Source organism: Pseudomonas putida (genome assembly GCF_005080685.1).
GTDB lineage: Bacteria > Pseudomonadota > Gammaproteobacteria > Pseudomonadales > Pseudomonadaceae > Aquipseudomonas > Aquipseudomonas putida_V.
On record NZ_CP039371.1, the window covers coordinates 1317511 to 1333657 of the forward strand.

The 16147-nt window shown below is 65.8% G+C and carries 14 protein-coding genes; 3 read left to right on the forward strand and 11 right to left on the reverse strand.

Translation table 11 applies throughout. The features are described 5' to 3' along the window. Positions 1–48 precede the first annotated feature (48 nt). Positions 49–2088, reverse strand: coding sequence for a methionine--tRNA ligase (gene metG / locus E6B08_RS06370; RefSeq protein WP_136913251.1), 2040 nt, complete (start codon positions 2086–2088; stop codon positions 49–51). Between the two features lie 160 nt (positions 2089–2248). Between metG and apbC the strand changes: the two genes are divergently transcribed. Beyond that, entirely contained in the window at positions 2249–3343 is a 1095-nt protein-coding gene (apbC, locus tag E6B08_RS06375; RefSeq protein WP_136913252.1) for an iron-sulfur cluster carrier protein ApbC, read from the forward strand. 111 nt (positions 3344–3454) lie between these two features. On the opposite strand, the gene E6B08_RS06380 is transcribed toward apbC, so the two are convergent. Further along, positions 3455–3664, reverse strand: coding sequence for a cold-shock protein (locus E6B08_RS06380; RefSeq protein ID WP_027594207.1), 210 nt, complete (start codon positions 3662–3664; stop codon positions 3455–3457). 324 nt (positions 3665–3988) lie between these two features. Between E6B08_RS06380 and dcd the strand changes: the two genes are divergently transcribed. Both dcd and E6B08_RS06390 read left to right on the forward strand, forming a co-directional pair. Further along, a complete protein-coding gene (gene dcd / locus E6B08_RS06385) occupies positions 3989–4555 on the forward strand; it encodes a dCTP deaminase (protein WP_012313046.1) in 567 nt (188 codons plus the stop codon). Positions 4556–4654: 99 nt separating this feature from the next. Beyond that, positions 4655–4882 (forward strand): hypothetical protein, encoded by a 228-nt coding sequence (locus E6B08_RS06390; RefSeq protein ID WP_136913253.1) that lies wholly within the window; start codon positions 4655–4657, stop codon positions 4880–4882. Here the strand turns inward: E6B08_RS06390 and pdeM are convergent, their stop codons facing one another. The 9 genes from pdeM to E6B08_RS06435 form a co-directional block, all read right to left on the reverse strand. After that, positions 4883–5539 (reverse strand): ligase-associated DNA damage response endonuclease PdeM, encoded by a 657-nt coding sequence (gene pdeM / locus E6B08_RS06395; RefSeq protein ID WP_136913254.1) that lies wholly within the window; start codon positions 5537–5539, stop codon positions 4883–4885. Next, the gene (locus E6B08_RS06400) at positions 5536–7980 is read right to left on the reverse strand and encodes a ligase-associated DNA damage response DEXH box helicase (protein ID WP_136913255.1); all 2445 of its coding nucleotides are present in this window, start codon (positions 7978–7980) and stop codon (positions 5536–5538) included. The genes pdeM and E6B08_RS06400 overlap by 4 nt, the downstream gene beginning before the upstream one ends. A 67-nt stretch (positions 7981–8047) precedes the next feature. Continuing rightward, positions 8048–9163: a succinylglutamate desuccinylase/aspartoacylase family protein gene (locus E6B08_RS06405; RefSeq protein WP_136913256.1), complete on the reverse strand. Its 1116-nt coding sequence runs from the start codon at positions 9161–9163 to the stop codon at positions 8048–8050. Positions 9164–9282: 119 nt separating this feature from the next. Beyond that, complete coding sequence (locus E6B08_RS06410) at positions 9283–10941, reverse strand: ATP-dependent DNA ligase (protein WP_136913257.1); 1659 nt, start codon at positions 10939–10941, stop codon at positions 9283–9285. Next, entirely contained in the window at positions 10938–11954 is a 1017-nt protein-coding gene (locus tag E6B08_RS06415; protein ID WP_136913258.1) for a ligase-associated DNA damage response exonuclease, read from the reverse strand. Before E6B08_RS06415 ends, E6B08_RS06410 begins: the two co-directional genes overlap by 4 nt. Positions 11955–12331: 377 nt before the next feature. Further along, positions 12332–14773, reverse strand: a complete 2442-nt coding sequence (locus E6B08_RS06420; RefSeq protein ID WP_136913259.1) for a penicillin acylase family protein — start codon at positions 14771–14773, stop codon at positions 12332–12334. Between the two features lie 205 nt (positions 14774–14978). Beyond that, on the reverse strand, positions 14979–15182 hold the full coding sequence (locus tag E6B08_RS06425) for an SEC-C metal-binding domain-containing protein (protein ID WP_012313055.1): 204 nt from the start codon (positions 15180–15182) through the stop codon (positions 14979–14981). Between the two features lie 7 nt (positions 15183–15189). Beyond that, on the reverse strand, positions 15190–15666 hold the full coding sequence (locus E6B08_RS06430) for an LEA type 2 family protein (RefSeq protein WP_136913260.1): 477 nt from the start codon (positions 15664–15666) through the stop codon (positions 15190–15192). 2 nt (positions 15667–15668) lie between these two features. Further along, a complete protein-coding gene (locus tag E6B08_RS06435; RefSeq protein WP_136913261.1) occupies positions 15669–16145 on the reverse strand; it encodes a YchJ family protein in 477 nt (158 codons plus the stop codon). Positions 16146–16147: the final 2 nt, after the last annotated feature.

A 16147-nucleotide genomic window follows, 5' to 3' on the forward strand; every position in this document is an offset into this window, starting at 1 on the left:
TCGCCAGCGGATGCAAAAGCCCCGGCGCTGAGGCCGGGGCTTGGGGACTTACTTGATACGTTGACCTGGCTTGGCGCCGCTGTCGGGGCTCAGGAGGTAGATCTCTTCACCGCCAGGACCGGCCGCCATGACCATGCCCTCGGAAATGCCAAAGCGCATTTTGCGCGGCTTGAGGTTGGCAACCATCATGGTCAGGCGGCCTTCCAGCTTGGAAGGGTCCGGGTACGCCGACTTGATGCCGGAGAACACGTTGCGGCGTTCGTCACCGATGTCCAGCGTCAGTTGCAGCAGCTTGTCCGCACCGGCAACGGCCTCGGCCTTGACGATCAGCGCTACGCGCAGGTCGACGGCAGCAAAGGTGTCGAATTCGATCTCGGCCGACAGCGGATCCTTGGCCAGCTCGCCGTTACCTGCCGGGACTGCGCTTTGGGTGGCAGCCAGGTCTTCCTTGCTGGCGGTGACCATCGCCTCGACCTTGGCCGGATCGATGCGGCTCATGAGCGGCTTGAAGGCGTTCAGCTGGTGGTTTTCTAGGCGCGCCAGGTGATCGGTCCAGGTCAGCGGCGCGACATTGAGGAACGCCTCGGCGTCGGCGGCCAGTACCGGCAGCACCGGTTTGAGGAAGATCACCAGCTGGCGGAACAGGTTGATACCCTGGGCGCAGATCGCCTGGACCTCGGCCTGCTTGCCTTCCTGCTTGGCCAGCGACCATGGCGCCTTGTCGGCGATCCAGGCGTTGGCGCGGTCGGCCAGTGCCATGATCTCGCGCATGGCACGGGCGAAGTCGCGGCCCTCGTAGGCCTCGGCGATGGACGGCGCGGCGGCCAGGAATGCCTCGGTCAGCTCGGGGGCGGCGTCGCCTGCCACCAGCACGCCGTCATTGCCCTTGTGGACGAAGCCGGCGCAGCGGCTGGCGATGTTGACGACCTTGCCGACCAGGTCTGAGTTGACCTTCTGCACGAAGTCCTCGAGGTTCAGGTCGAGGTCGTCGACGCCGCGGCCCAGTTTGGCGGCGTAGTAGTAGCGCAGGTATTCGGGCTGCAGGTGGTCCAGGTAGGTGCGGGCCTTGATGAAGGTGCCGCGCGACTTGGACATCTTGGCGCCGTTGACGGTCAGGTAGCCATGCACGTTGATGCCGGTCGGCTTGCGGTAGCCTGCGCCTTCGAGCATGGCTGGCCAGAACAGGGCGTGGAAGTTGACGATGTCCTTGCCGATGAAGTGGTACAGCTCGGCCTTGGAGTCGGCATTCCAGAAGGCGTCGAAGTCCAGTTCCGGGCGGCGCGCACAGAGGTTCTTGAAGCTGGCCATGTAGCCGATCGGCGCATCCAGCCAGACGTAGAAGAACTTGCCAGGCTCGCCGGGGATCTCGAAGCCGAAGTACGGCGCATCACGGGAGATGTCCCATTCCTGCAGGCCGGAGTCGAGCCATTCGGCCAACTTGTTGGCCACGGCGTCCTGCAAGGTGCCGCTGCGGGTCCACTGCTGCAGCATGGCCTGGAAGTCTGGCAGCTTGAAGAAGAAGTGCTGGGAATCACGCAGCACCGGGGTGGCGCCGGAAATCGCCGACTTGGGGTTTTTCAGCTCGGTGGGTGCATAGGTCGCGCCGCACTTCTCGCAGTTGTCGCCGTACTGGTCTTCGGCCGCGCACTTGGGGCAGGTGCCCTTGATGAAACGGTCGGCCAGGAACATGCCTTTTTCCGGGTCGTAGTACTGGGTGACCGAACGGGTGGCGATGTACCCGGCATCTTTCAGGCGGGTGTAGATGAGGTTGGACAGCTCGCGGTTTTCTTCGCAGTGGGTCGAGTGGAAGTTGTCGAAGTCGACCAGGAAGTCGGCGAAGTCGCCGCTGTGTTCGGCCTGGACATTGGCGATCAGCTGCTCGGGGGTGATGCCTTCCTTTTCCGCGCGCAGCATGATGGCCGAGCCGTGGGCGTCGTCGGCGCAGACGTAGATGCACTGGTTGCCGCGCAGTTTCTGGAAGCGCACCCACATGTCCGTCTGGATGTACTCGAGCATATGGCCAAGGTGGATGGATCCATTGGCATAGGGCAGGGCGCTGGTGACGAGAATCTGACGTGGCTCGGACATGGTGGCTCGGCTACTTATCTGGCGACGGGGTAAAAAATTAGGTTGATCGGCCACTATAAAGGGCTGGCGAAGATATTTCACCCCAAGGACGCATCTGCTGACGATTGACGGGTTAGGATAGGCGCCTGATTCACTAAATCGTTTGCCAATGGGAGTCTCCATGAGTGCCGTCACCCGTGCCGCCGTCGAAGGTGTGCTTCGCCAGTACACCGATCCCTACCTGAACCAGGACCCGGTCAGCGCCGGGTGCGTGCGCGCCATCGACATCCAGGGTGGGCAGGTCGCGGTCCAGTTGCAGCTGGGCTATGCCGCCGGCCTGTTCAAGGGCGGCTGGGCGCAGGTACTGCGTACCGCCATCGAGAATCTCGACGGCGTCAGTAGCGCCGAGGTGTCGATCGACTGCGTGATCGCCGCGCACAAGGCCCAGGCCCAGGTGCCGGCGCTGGCCAACGTGAAGAACATCGTCGCGGTCGCCTCGGGCAAGGGCGGCGTCGGCAAGTCCACCACCGCGGCCAACCTGGCCCTGGCGCTGGCTCGCGAAGGCGCTCGCGTGGGTATCCTCGATGCCGACATCTACGGCCCCAGCCAGGGTGTGATGTTCGGCATTCCCGAGGGGACGCGGCCGCAGGTACGCGAACAGAAGTGGTTCGTGCCGATCAAGGCCCATGGCGTGGAAGTCATGTCGATGGCGTTTCTCACCGATGACAACACACCGATGGTCTGGCGCGGTCCGATGGTCTCGGGTGCGCTGCTGCAGTTGGTGACCCAGACCGCCTGGGACGACCTGGATTACCTGGTGATCGACATGCCGCCGGGTACTGGCGATATCCAGCTGACCCTCGCGCAGAAGGTCCCGGTGGCCGGTTCGGTGATCGTCACCACCCCGCAGGACCTGGCATTGCTGGACGCCAAGAAGGGCGTGGAAATGTTCCGCAAGGTCAATATCCCGGTGCTGGGCGTGGTGGAGAACATGGCCGTGCACATCTGCTCGAACTGCGGCCATGCCGAGCACCTGTTCGGCGAAGGCGGTGGCGAGAAGCTGGCGGCCCAGTATGGCGTCGAGCTGCTGGCCTCGCTGCCATTGTCGATGCTGATCCGCGAGCAGGCCGACAGCGGCAAGCCCACGGCCATCGCCGAGCCGCAGAGCCAGATCGCCATGGTCTACCAGGAGCTGGCACGTCAGGTCGGTGCGCGGATCGTCCTGCAGGAGGCGGCGGCGCCAGCGATGCCGAGCATCACCATCAGCGAGGACTGATTCATCGAGGTGGTCGCCGGCTTGCTGGCGATCATCTCCACGCAATTTTCGATCGGCATAAAAAAACCCGCCAGAAGGCGGGTTTTTTGAAAGCGAGGAAGCGAGATCGACTTAGGCGATCTGAACTTCTTCAGCCTGCATGCCTTTCTGGCCGCGGGTAGCGACGAAAGTAACAGCCTGGCCTTCTTTCAGGGTTTTGAAGCCGTCAGCTTGGATGGCTTTGAAGTGCACGAACAGGTCGTCGCCCGACTGAGGGGTGATGAAGCCGTAGCCTTTTTCATCGTTGAACCACTTAACAACACCGTTTTGACGGTTGGACATTTTTCTGTCTCCTTGGACAATTTGATAACGGTCAGGAAAAACCCTGCCCGGGACTGAGCGCAAAGAGAGCAGAAAATTCAGCGATGGGCCGATCAGGATCGTGCATCAAACTAGAGATTCTCGGTGTCACGTGCAGCACAGTGGCGTCACCTTAACCCACTTTCCGCGACCTGCCAATGCCCAGAAGGCGCTTTACCGTAATTCGGATCGACGGCCGCTGCAGGCCCGTCCCGCGCGGGATGCGGCATGGAACTTTAACCTGGGCGCCGGGACCGGTAAGATGCGCCTTGGTTTTTTCTCCGCAACTCTTCAGGACTCCCCGCCATGAGCATCAAATCGGACAAGTGGATTCGCCGCATGGCGCAGGAACACGGCATGATCGAACCGTTCGTCGAGCGCCAGGTGCGCGGCGAGCACGACAGCCGAGTCATCTCCTTCGGCGTCTCCAGCTATGGCTACGACGTGCGCTGCGCCGACGAATTCAAGGTCTTCACCAACATCAATTCGGCCACTGTCGACCCGAAGAACTTCGACGCCGGCAGCTTCGTCGATGTCAAGAGCGACGTCTGCATCATCCCGCCGAACTCCTTCGCCCTGGCGCGCACCGTCGAGTACTTCCGCATTCCGCGCAACGTCCTGACCATCTGCCTGGGCAAGAGCACCTACGCGCGCTGCGGCATCATCGTCAACGTCACGCCACTCGAGCCGGAGTGGGAAGGCCACGTGACCCTGGAGTTCTCCAATACCACCACGCTGCCGGCGAAGATCTACGCCAACGAAGGCGTGGCGCAGATGCTCTTCCTCGAGTCCGATGAAGAATGCGAAGTGTCCTACAAGGACCGTGGCGGTAAGTACCAGGGCCAGCGCGGCGTCACCCTGCCGCGCACCTGAGCCGACGAGCGCGGGGAATTCCTTCCCGCGTTGGCACTCCAACGTTCTGAACAGTGCCGCATGCGCATGACGCGCATCGGCCCCTGTCAGGAGTCGCCAATGAAACTAGATCCCGCAATCAGTGCGAAGCTGGCTGTTCTGCAGCCCAACCAGGTCGGCCTGCTGGCCTGGACCTTGCTGGCGCATCCGCTGCCGATGCACGCAGGCGGTATTCCGGGACAACCCGATCCCGACCCTTCGCCGGCCCCCCAGCCGGGTGATGACCCACCCATGGAACCCGGCGAGCCAACCTTGCCCGACGATCCACCGCCTGCCCCGGTCGCCTGATCAGCCCTGCAGCGCCCAGACCTGATCCGCCCCTGCCAGGAACACCCGGTTGCCTGGCAGCGGGTCGACTCTCCAACCACCGGTGAACTCGCCAAAGGCCGGCAGCAGGCTGACCCGTGCATCGATCACGAAGCATGGTAGCCGCAGCCGCTGTCGACCGCGCCCGCGTAGCATGAACACGGGGTGCACGTGCCCGGCCAGTACGGCATGTGTCGGGTGCGGTTCGGGTTCGTGGCACAGGGCGAACGGCCCGACCAGCCAGGGCTCGTTGACCATTTCGATACGCAGGTCGGCTGGAGGGTCTCCTGCATGGCGGTCATGGTTGCCGCGTATGAGCACGATGTGCAGGTCGGCATGCTGCGCCCGCCAGGTCCGCAAGCGGGTCAGGGTGGCGGGGGCGTGGGCATGGCGGGCGTGGAGGAAGTCGCCGAGCACGATTAATTGCTCGCATTCGAACGCGGCCAGCAAGGCATCCAGGCGCGTCAATGTCGCCGTGGTGGTGCCCCTGGGCACCGGTTGGTGCAGCGCGCGGTAGCTCGCGGCCTTGCCGATATGCACGTCGGCCACCAGCAAGGTTCTGCGTGCTGGCCAGTAGAGGGCCTTGTCCGGCAGCAGCCAGAGCGTCTGGCCACAGTGCTCGATCGCCAGGTAGTTCATCCCGCCACTTTCTCCAGATCCGCGACCATGCGCGCAATGCGGTCCGCCAGTTTCTCGGTGCTCAGGGTTTCGCGCATGCCTTCGACCAGCAAGGTGAAGGCCAAGGGGCCTGGGCGTGACAGGGGGCGCAGGTCCAGGTGTAACGCGCTCATTTTCAGCAAATGGCGCTGCAGCCGCTCGATCTCCAACTCCTCGCGCAGCACCTCGTCCCGCGCCTGGCCGAGCAGCAGGTTGTCGGCATCGTGCTTGCGAAAGACTTCGTAGAACAATCCGCTGGAAGCCTGTATCTGCCGGGTGCTCTTCTGTGCAGCGGGATAGCCGCCGAACACCAGGCCGGAAATCTGCGCGATCTCGCGAAAGCGCCGCAGGGCCATCTCACCGGCATTGAGGCTGGCCAGCACGTCCTCCAGCAGTCGCTCGGTCGACAGGGCGTCGGCAAGGTAGCGGGCCCAGTCGACTTCGCTGGGGCTGAGCAGTTCGAAGCCATAGTCGCTGACGGCGATCGACACCGACAACGGCTGCACCCGGCTGACCCGCCAGGCGATCAGGTTGGCCAGGCCCAGGTTGGCCATGCGCCCGGCGAACGGGTAGAGGAACAGGTGCGATCCCTGGCGCGTTGTCAGGGTCTCGGCCAACAGCGTCCGTTGCGTGGGTAGCGCCGACCATTGCGCCTGCAGCGCCAGCAGAGGCCGTACGGCACGCAGCTCGGGGTTTTCGTAGCGTCCCTGGGCGGCGGCATCGAGTTGCGCCACCAGGGCATCGGCCAGTTCGCTGGAGAGCGGCATGCGCCCGCCGTTCCAGCGCGCTACCGCCGCCTTGCGCGAGGTGCTGCGGCGCACGTAGGCGGTCATGTTTTCCACCCGCACCAACTCCAGCACCCGGCCGGCGAACAACAGGGTGTCGCCTGGACGCAGACGGGCGATGAACGCTTCCTCGACACTACCCAGGTGCTTGCCGCCACCGCCCTTGCTCCAGTACTTGAGCTGCAGGCTGGCGTCGCTGACGATGGTGCCGATGCCCATCCGGTGGCGCCGCGCCAGGCGCTCGTTGGCCACCCGCCAGATGCCGTCGGGGTGGGCCTCGACCCGCTGGTAGTCGGGGTAGGCGCTGAGCGAGTTGCCGCCATGGCGGACGAAGTCCAGCGCCCATTGCCACTGGCTGTCGCGCAGCTCGCGAAAGGCCCAGGTGCTGCGTACCTCGCGCAGCAGTTCGGCCGGGCGGAAACCACTGCCCAAAGCCATGCTCACCAAGTGTTGCACCAGCACGTCCATGCTCAGCCGTGGTGAGCGGCGCGCCTCGATGTGGCCGGCAGCCACGGCGCTGCGCGCAGCGGCCGCCTCGACCAGTTCCAGGCTGTGGGTCGGCACCAGAGTGATTCGCGAAGGCCTTCCAGGCGCATGGCCCGAGCGGCCGGCGCGTTGCATCAGCCGGGCAATACCCTTGGCCGAGCCGATCTGCAGGACGCGCTCCACGGGCAGGAAGTCCACCCCGAGATCGAGGCTGGAGGTGCACACCACTGCCTTCAGCGTGCCCTGCTTGAGGCTGCGTTCGACCCAGTCGCGGGTGTCGCGGGCCAGCGAGGCATGGTGCAAGGCGATCAGGCCGGCCCAGTCGGGCCGGGTATCGAGCAGGGCCTGGTACCAGAGTTCGGCCTGGGCGCGGGTATTGGTGAAGACCAGTGTGCTGGCGCTGGTGTCGATTTCGGCGGCGACCTGGGCGAGCATCTTCAGGCCCATGTGCCCGGCCCAGGGAAAGCGCTCTATGGCGCTTGGCAGCAAGGTGTCGACCAGCAGGCGCTTGTCCTGGCGACCTTGCACCAGCAGCCCGCCAGCCGGCACCAGGACTTCGAGCGCGTGCTGCAGATTGCCCAGGGTAGCCGACAACCCCCAGACCACCAGTCCCGGGTGCCAGCGGCGCAGACGCGCCAGGGCCAGTTGCAACTGCACGCCGCGCTTGTTGCCCAGCAGCTCGTGCCACTCGTCCACCACCACCAGGCGCAGGCTGGCGAAGTCTTCGCCGGCCTGCGCGCGGGTCATCAGCAAGGTCAGGCTTTCCGGTGTGGTGATCAGGGCACTGGGCAGGCGTCGGGCCTGGCGTGCGCGTTCGGCACTGCCGGTGTCGCCACTGCGTACGCCCACGCGCCAGTCGAGCCCAAGCTCATCCAGCGGAGCCTGCAGCGCACGGGCGGTATCGGCGGCCAAGGCGCGCATCGGGGTGATCCACAGCACTTGCAACGGTGCCGGCAGGCGCCCAGCCGGTTGCCTGGCGAAGGCGCGCAGCGCGGCGAGCCAGACGGCGTAGGTCTTGCCGGCGCCGGTGCTGGCGTGCAGCAGGCCCGACTCGCCGCGCTCAACCGCCGCCCAGACCCGCCGCTGGAAGGCGAAGGGCGTCCAGTCGCGGGAGGCGAACCAGGCATTGGCGAGGTCGGAAGAGGCGGGCATCGGGCGCGGCGTCCTTGGCAGGGTGTGCTTCTACTGACCCCGCCTCGGGCGTGTTGGTTTTACCGGATCAGTTGGCCAGCAGGTAGCCGCTGCGATACACCTCTTCGCCTGCGACGTGGGCGATGACCATGCCGGTCGTGGCCATGCGCCTGACGCTACGGGCGTACAGTAACCCGGCCTGGCTGTTCCGTACGGCGGTGACGCGGTCGTTGAGCGGGTCGATGACTTCGGCGATCAACTGGCCGGCTTCGAGAAATTGACCGGGCCGGGCGTGGTAGACCAGCAGGCCACCCAGCGGCGCCGCCACCGGCTCGACCGCAGCCAGCGGCGTCGCTGCCCGCGGCAGGGGCGGCATGGGCGCGGCGGGGCCTTCGATCACCCCGGCATGGGTGAGGAAGTCGATCAGGGCCTGGCAATCCTTGCCCGCCAGTTCGTGGCTGACATCGGCCTGACCGCGCAGCTCGACGGTGACCGAGAAGCTGCCGAGCGGTATCGGATAGCGCTTGCCGAAGCGTTGCTGCAGTTGCCACCAGACCAGGCTGAAGCATTCGTCGAACGACTGCCCGCCCGAATCGGTGGCCAGCAGGCTGGCCTGCGCACCGAGATAGCGAGCCAGCGGTTCGACCTGTGGCCATGCCTCGGGGGTGGTGTACAAGTGCTCGACGGCTTCGAAGTCGCAGTGCAGGTCTAGCACCATGTCGGCATCGCAGGCCAGGCGCTGCAAGGTCAGGCGCAGGGATTGCAGCGGCGTGCGCGCCGGATGGGCGTCCAGGCCGCGGCGCAGGTATTCACGGATCAGTGCGACGTTGTGAGCCGTATCCTGGGTCAGATGGCCCTCGATCTGGTCGCCGATGCTGTCGGACAGGTCGACGAAATTGCGGTTGAAGTTCTCGCCGCTCTGCAGTTCGAATCGCCCCAGCGGTGCGTCCAGCAGTACCTGCTCCAAACCCACCGGGTTGGCCACCGGTACCAGGACGATCTCCTTGTGCAAGCGGCCTTGGCGGTCCAGCTCCACCAGCTTGCGCTTGAGGTGCCAGGCAACCAGCATGCCGGGCAGTTCGTCGGCGTGCAGCGAGGCCTGGATGTACACCTTGCCACCACCTCGGGGGCCGAAGTGGAAGCTGTGGAGCTGGCGAGTGATGCCGGGTACGGGGGAGAGGAGGTCGTGGGTCGAATGGTGCATGGTGGTCCTGGCTGCGTGGCGAAAACGGTCTGCGACACGGGTCGGCACAGAGATAGAAGCATAGTTTTGCCGATCGTGCTTTACCGCGTCGCCCATCGCCGACAAGCCGACGCGGTTGTTCAGGCCAGCAGCGCCTGCAAGGTCGCCAGGTCGTCGGCTTGATCCACCGGTTTGTCCAGGCGCCAGCGGAGCATGCGTGGAAAACGCACGGCAATCCCGCTCTTGTGGCGCTTGGACAGCGCGATGCCTTCGAAGCCCAACTCGAACACCAGCGTCGGGCTGACGCTGCGCACCGGGCCGAAGGTTTCCACCGTGGTCTTGCGGATGATGGCGTCGACCTTGCGCATTTCTTCGTCGCTGAGCCCGGAATAGGCCTTGGCAAACGGCACCAGCTTACGCTCGGGGGTGCCGGCCGGTGCGTCCCACACGGCAAAGGTGTAGTCGCTGTAGAGGCTGGCGCGTCGGCCATGGCCGCGCTGAGCGTAGATCAGCACCGCATCGACGCTGAACGGGTCGATCTTCCACTTCCACCACAGCCCCATGTCCTTGGTCCGGCCGACACCATAGAGCGCCTCGCGCTGTTTCAGCATCAGCCCTTCGACGCCCAGGCTGCGGGACTGTTCGCGTTGGCGGGCGAGATCGGTCCAGTCCGGGCCTGCGAGCAACGGTGACAACAGCAAGGGCGCCAGCGGATACGCCTGGACCAGGCGTTCCAGCTGACTGCGCCGCGCATGCTGTGGGCGATTGCGCCAATCCTCGCCCTGCCATTCGAGCAGGTCATAGGCCTGCAGCACCACGGGCGCGTCGGCCAGCAGCTTCTTGCCCAGGGTCTTGCGGCCCAGGCGTTGCTGGAGCAGGGCAAAGGGCTGCACGGCGGGTACGTCGGTAGCGTTGCCGGGCTTCCAGACCAGGATCTCGCCATCGAGCACGACACCGTCCGGCAGGGCCTGGGCCAAGGCATGGAGTTCCGGGAAACGTTCTGTGACCAGTTCCTCGCCACGCGACCAGATCCACACCTGCCCGTCGCGTTTGACCACCTGGGCGCGAATGCCGTCCCACTTCCATTCGATCTGCCAGTCGCTGGGGGGACCGAGCAGGGTGTCGAACTGCTCGGTAGGGGCTTGCAGCGCATGGGCGAGGAAAAACGGATAGGGCTGGCCACCGCGCTGGCTGTGTTCGTCGGCACTCTCGGCGGCGATCAGTTTCAGGTAGCCCTCGGCACTGGGACGGTGGCTGATGTCGGTATAACCCACCAAGCGCTGGGCGACCCGCTTGGCGTCCAGGCCAGCCAGTTGCGCGAGGGCGCGGGTGACCAGCAATTTCGACACGCCCACGCGAAAACTGCCGGTGACCAGCTTCAGGCAGAGCATCAGGCTGGGCCGGTTCAGTTGTGCCCACAGCGACGGCAGGCGCTGCTGGATTTCTTGCGCAGGCAGGCCACGCAGCGGTAGCAGGTTGACCTCCACCCAATGCGCCAGCCCGTCGTCACTGGCGTGGGGGTGTTCCGGCAACAGCAGCGAGATGGTTTCGGCCAGGTCGCCCACCGCCTGGTAGCTTTCCTCGAACAACCAGTCCGGTAGCCCGGCGAGGGCGGTCGCCAGCTCGCGCAGCAGGCGGGTCGGCACCAGTTGCCGCGGGCGTCCGCCGGCCAGGAAGTACACCGCCCAGGCGGCGTCCTGGGGTGGGGCGCTGGCAAAATAATCGCGCAGCGCCTCCAGCTTGGCGTTGCTCGAGGTAGTCGCATCGAGGCGCAGGTAGAGGTCGGCGAAGGCCTTCATGCCTCGGCCTCCGTCGCCGTAGCATCGTCTTCCTCGCCGTACTCGGTGACGAAGGCACGGGCATCGAGGCCCTGCTCGCTGAGGTAGCGCACCAGTACATTGACCGAGCCATGGGTGACCATCACCCGCTCGGCACCCGTCTGGCCGATAGCCCAGAGCAGCCCCGGCCAGTCGGCGTGGTCGGAGAGCACGAAGCCTCGGTCTACACCTCGCCGCCGCCGCGTACCACGCAAGCGCATCCAGCCGCTGGCGAAGGCATCGCTGTAGTCGCCGAAGCGGCGCATCCAACTGCTGCCACCGGCGGAGGGCGGGGCCAGCACCAGGGCCTGGCGCATCAACGGGTCGTTGCGCGGCAGGTCACTGGCGTGGCGGGTGTCGGGCAGTTGGACACCGGCTTCGCGGTAAACGCGGTTCAGCGGCTCGACCGCACCATGCACCAGGATCGGGCCGATGCCTGGGTCCAGTGCGTGGAGGATGCGCTGGGCCTTGCCAAAGGCGTAGCAGAACAGCACCGACGCCTTGCCCAGCTTGCTGTTGGCGCGCCACCAGGCGTTGATGTCGGTAAAGATCTCGGCCTGCGGCGGCCAGCGGTAGATCGGCAGGCCGAAGGTGGATTCGGTGATGAAGGTATGGCAACTCACGGGCTCGAAGGGCGTGCAGGTGGCATCTGGCTCGACCTTGTAGTCGCCGGAGGCCACCCAGACTTCGCCCTGGTATTCCAGGCGGACCTGGGCCGAGCCCAGTACGTGGCCGGCTGGGTGCAGGCTGAGCGTGACCCCATGGTGCACCAGACGCTCGCCGTAGGGCAGGGTCTGCAGGTTGATGTCCTGGCCGAGGCGGCTGCGCAGGATGCCGGCGCCGGGGGCGGCAGTGAGGTAGTGGCCATTGCCGGTGCGCGCGTGGTCGCCATGGCCGTGGGTGATCACCGCACGCTCCACGGGCCGCCAGGGGTCGATGTAGAAATCGCCGGGTGGGCAATACAGGCCTTCGGGGCGGGCGATGACGAGATCCATGGCGCTGCCTGCTGGGTGGAGGGTTACCAGTTAGGAGCGGTGGTGGGGTGGGGAAGTTCGGGTGGGATTTCGGGGATAGGTGCCTGCCTGGAGATATCCGTTGTGGCGGATATCGAGCGCCGCCCGCGCGGCGCATCGCGACGCAAGGCCGCTCCCACATTTGTTGCAACGTGCCACTGTCTGTCAGGCCATGATTATTCGCCTTTGGGAGCACCACGGAATATCGTGGTGCGCCCAGGCTGACAACCATGGCCTACCAGACATAATTGGCCCGAAACAGATGTGGGAGCGGCCTTGCGTCGCGATGCGCCGCGCGGGCGGCGCTCGATTTCAGCGGCACCGCATGCCTCAAGCGCACGTTGCCTGCACCGTCACCCTCACCGCCCCGGCACCAACGTCAAGCGCTGGTTGCCATACGCCCGGGCAAAATTCTGCGGTTGCAGCGGCAGGCTGCTGAAGCGTCCCTGGAACCAGGCATCGAGGCCGTCGCCGAAATGCTTGCTGGCCGGGTTGCCGGACTGGCCGCTGCTGGTCAGTACCTGCAGCGGCTCGGCCTGGCCGAAGTCGACGATCATGCGCGCCGAGGCCGGCAGGTAGGTGTCGAAATTCCGGCCCCAGGCATATGGCGTCAGAGCCAAGGTGCTGAAGTCGCCACCTGCGGCGAGCGGCGAGCGGCTGATGGCATCGCCCAGGCCATGGTAGGCCGGCGCTGGCCAGCGGTATTGATGCAGTTTGCCCCATTGCCAGGTGCGCATGTCGTTGCCCAGGCGGGCCATGCCGGTGTCCACCGCCGCCGCCAGGCTGCGGGCGAGGATCATCGGCTTGTCTTCTTGCTGCGCGGTGGCGCGGTCGTCCCAGAAAGGGCTGTCGTCGCGGCCGAGCAAGTGGTCGGCCTGGGCCGAATAGGACAACCGGGCATTGTTGGCGAAGGCCTGCCAGGCCGGGCCGCCTTCCGGACCGAGTTCGTCGAGGAAGGTCTGTCGGGCCACTTCCTGGAGGAACAACTCATACAATGCGGCATCTGCCGAGACTGGGCTCAGGCGGCCATCGAAAGCCTTGAGCCGGGTCAAGGCATTGCGTGCTCGGTCGCGCTCGAGCGCCGGCAGCTTGGCGATGGCCTGTTCGAGTGGCTGGGCCATGCCAGGAGCCTCGAACATATGCTTGAGTTTTTCCGCCATCAGGGTGGTCTGGTCGTTCTGCAGGGCCATCAGGCTGCGGCTGTCATGCCGGCCGTTGCCAGCCAACTGGGCCAGGCGCTCGGCGCGCTCGGGGTAATACCAGGTGCTGGACAGTTGCATGCCATAGCCGCGCGGCAGGCTGCGCTGGTTGGCGTGGGCGATCCAGCCGGCGGGCGGGTCCTGGTCGTAGGGGTGGAGCATCGGGTCGGCGTAGCCATCCCAGTCATAGCGCCCGTCCCAGCCCGGCGAGGGCAGCAGGCCCTGGCCTTCGCGGCGGTTGGGGTAGCGGCCGCTGACCTGCCAGCCGATGTGCTCGGGTTCGGCGAAGACGAAGTTCAGCGCAGCGCTGGCCACTTCGCGGGTGCTGTCGAAGGCGCGCTCGACGTTTTGCGCACGGGTCAGGTCGAACAGGGCATCGAGGCTGCGGTCACCCTGCAGTTGTGGCAGGTTCAGGGCCAGGCCCAGGCTGGCATTGCCGGGTTGTGCCAGCAGGGTGCCGTGGCGGGTGTCGTACATCACCTCGCGCTGCGGGCGCTGGCCGCGGACGAAGAAGGTTTCGCTGCGCGAACGGGCCGGCAGCCACTTGCCGTCCGCCAGGTAGGTGACCTGGCTGCCCTGGTGGCGCAACTGTTCCAGGTACAGGTCCTGGTTGTCGGCCATCACCGCGCTGCTGCTCCAGGCCAGTTTGCCGTTGTAGCCAGCCAGCACGATTGGCAGGCCGGGCAGCGACAGGCCTGCCACCTGGTACTTGCGGGTCTGGATCTGCACCGGGCTCAGGGCCCAGGCGGCGCGATTGTCGCTGGCCAGCAGGCTCTTGCCGCTGCGGCTACGCTGCGGCGCCAGGGCCAGGTTGGCGGAGCCGGGGCTGCCCAGCAGCCCGAGGTCGGCGAGTTTCTGGCTGGTGGCGGCCAGGGCTGGCAGGCCCGGTAACTGGCTGGCCAGGGACAGGCCCTTGAGCTTGTCCAGTTCCGCTTCGGCCAATGGTTCGTCTGGCGCGCCGGGCAGCAGCCAGGCCAGCTTGTCGATGCCGACCTGTTGCGCCAGGGTCAGGGCGCTGAGCTCTTCCTGCAGGTTCACCGACTGGCTGAAGGCGTACAGGCTGAACACCAGGGCGCAGTCTTCGGGCTTCCAGTACTCGGGGCGGTAGCCACTGCTGGCCAGCTCGCCTGGCAGTCGGTCGCGGTAGCGGAACAAGTAGGCGTTGACGCCACGGGCGTAAACCTCGAAGAAGCGCTTTAGCCGGGGGGATGCATCGGCGTACTGCCGGGCCGCGCTCTGCTTGAGGTTGGCGGCGCGCATCAGGCGGTCGATATCCAGCGCATCGGGGCCGGCCATTTCGGCCAGGCGGCCCTGGGCCAGCAAACGCATCGCCAGCATCTGCTCCAGGCGATCGCCAGCATGCACGTAGCCGAGGCTGAACAGTGCGTCATGGAAGCTGCTGCTCTCGATCAGAGGGGCGCCCATGGCATTGCGGCGGACCGAGACGTTCTGTGCCAGGCCCTTGAGCGGTTGCACCCCGGTGGTGGGGGGAACGCTGTCCTGTTGCACACCCATCTGACAACCGGCGAGCCCGAGCATGCCGAGCAACGTGGCGGCGGTGACGAACCGCGGGCGGAAGGGAGGAAGGACGGGGGCGGCCATGACAAGGGCTCCTGCAGGGCGTGGCGGGTTTGGAAAGGCGCTAAGGTAGTGAGCGCACAGCCGCTGTGCAAGGTGCCGCGAAGCTTTATTTACGAGTGGTAGCGCAGGGGGCGCTGTTCCATGAATTGGCTGGGCAGGACTGCCTTCGGCTGGCACCGAAGGCAGCTGCGTTTCTCAGAGCAATTGCGCAACGCGGGCTTTGCGTTCAGGCACCGTGGCACTTCTTGAACTTCTTCTCGCTTCCGCAGGGGCAGGGGTCGTTGCGGCCGACGTCCTTCAGGGCGTTGCGCACCGGCTCCTGGTGGCCGTGGTTGCAGTGCGGGCCGTGTACATGGCCGTGGTCGTGATCATGGTGATGATCGTGACCGTGGTTGCAGTCGGGGCCATGGACATGGGGTTGTTGGGTCATTGCAGGGTTACTCCGGTATGAGATCGCCGGGCATTATCTCATCACTGCGCGACAAGTGCAGGCTCCGATGGACGATCAACCCGGTGTTCAGTTCGGCCTGCAGGCGATAGTGCAACGGCTGCTTGCTTCTGAGCAGCTTGGCCAGCGGCTTGAGGTGCTGCCACAGGTTGGTCCGTGCAGTGATCTTGAAGGTGCGCTCGGCGTGGCCGCCTACGCTACGCCACAAGCTTTCTTCGTCCTCGACCAGCAGCAGGTCGTTGAGGCGCACCGAATAGCCCAGGTTACGGATGAACAGCCGGCTGTCGTTGGGGTTCACCACCTGCAGGTGCAGGACGAACTCCTGCTGGTGCAGCCGGGCCTTGACCGTCTCGACCCGCAGCAGATGCACCTCAGGCTCGCGCCAGTCGCTGCCGCCCCAGCTGGCACAGCCTGCCAGCAGCGCCAGCAGGGCGCCAAGCAGGAAAGTACGCGCCAGGGCCGCCACCGTCAGCTACCCACGTAGCTTGCGCAGCACTTCTTGAATTTCTGCCCGCTGGCGCAGGGGCAGGGGTCGTTGCGCTGTGCCTGGAGCTTGACGGTCGGGTCGATGAAGTACCAGCGCCCTGCATGCTGGACGAACGCCGAGCGCTCGTGGTGCTGATGATCGCCCGCCTGGTCGTGCCAGCGCGCGGTGAAGGTGACGAAAGCGTGCTCGGGCTGGCCGCCGAGTACCTCGGCGCCATCCACCTCCAGCCCCAGCCAGGTGCTCTGGGCGCTCCAGTGCGCCATGGCGGCACGGTCCAGGCCGGCTTGCTGGGCCGGCAGGGTAGTCGCCACCAGGTAGTCGACCAGGCCCAGCACGTAGGCGCTGTAGCGAGAGCGCATCAACGCCTGTGCGTCCGGCGCCGGGGTACCGGCATGATAATGCCCGCAGCAGGCGTCGAGCAGGTTGCCGCTGCCACAGGGGCATACCGAGACACTCATCG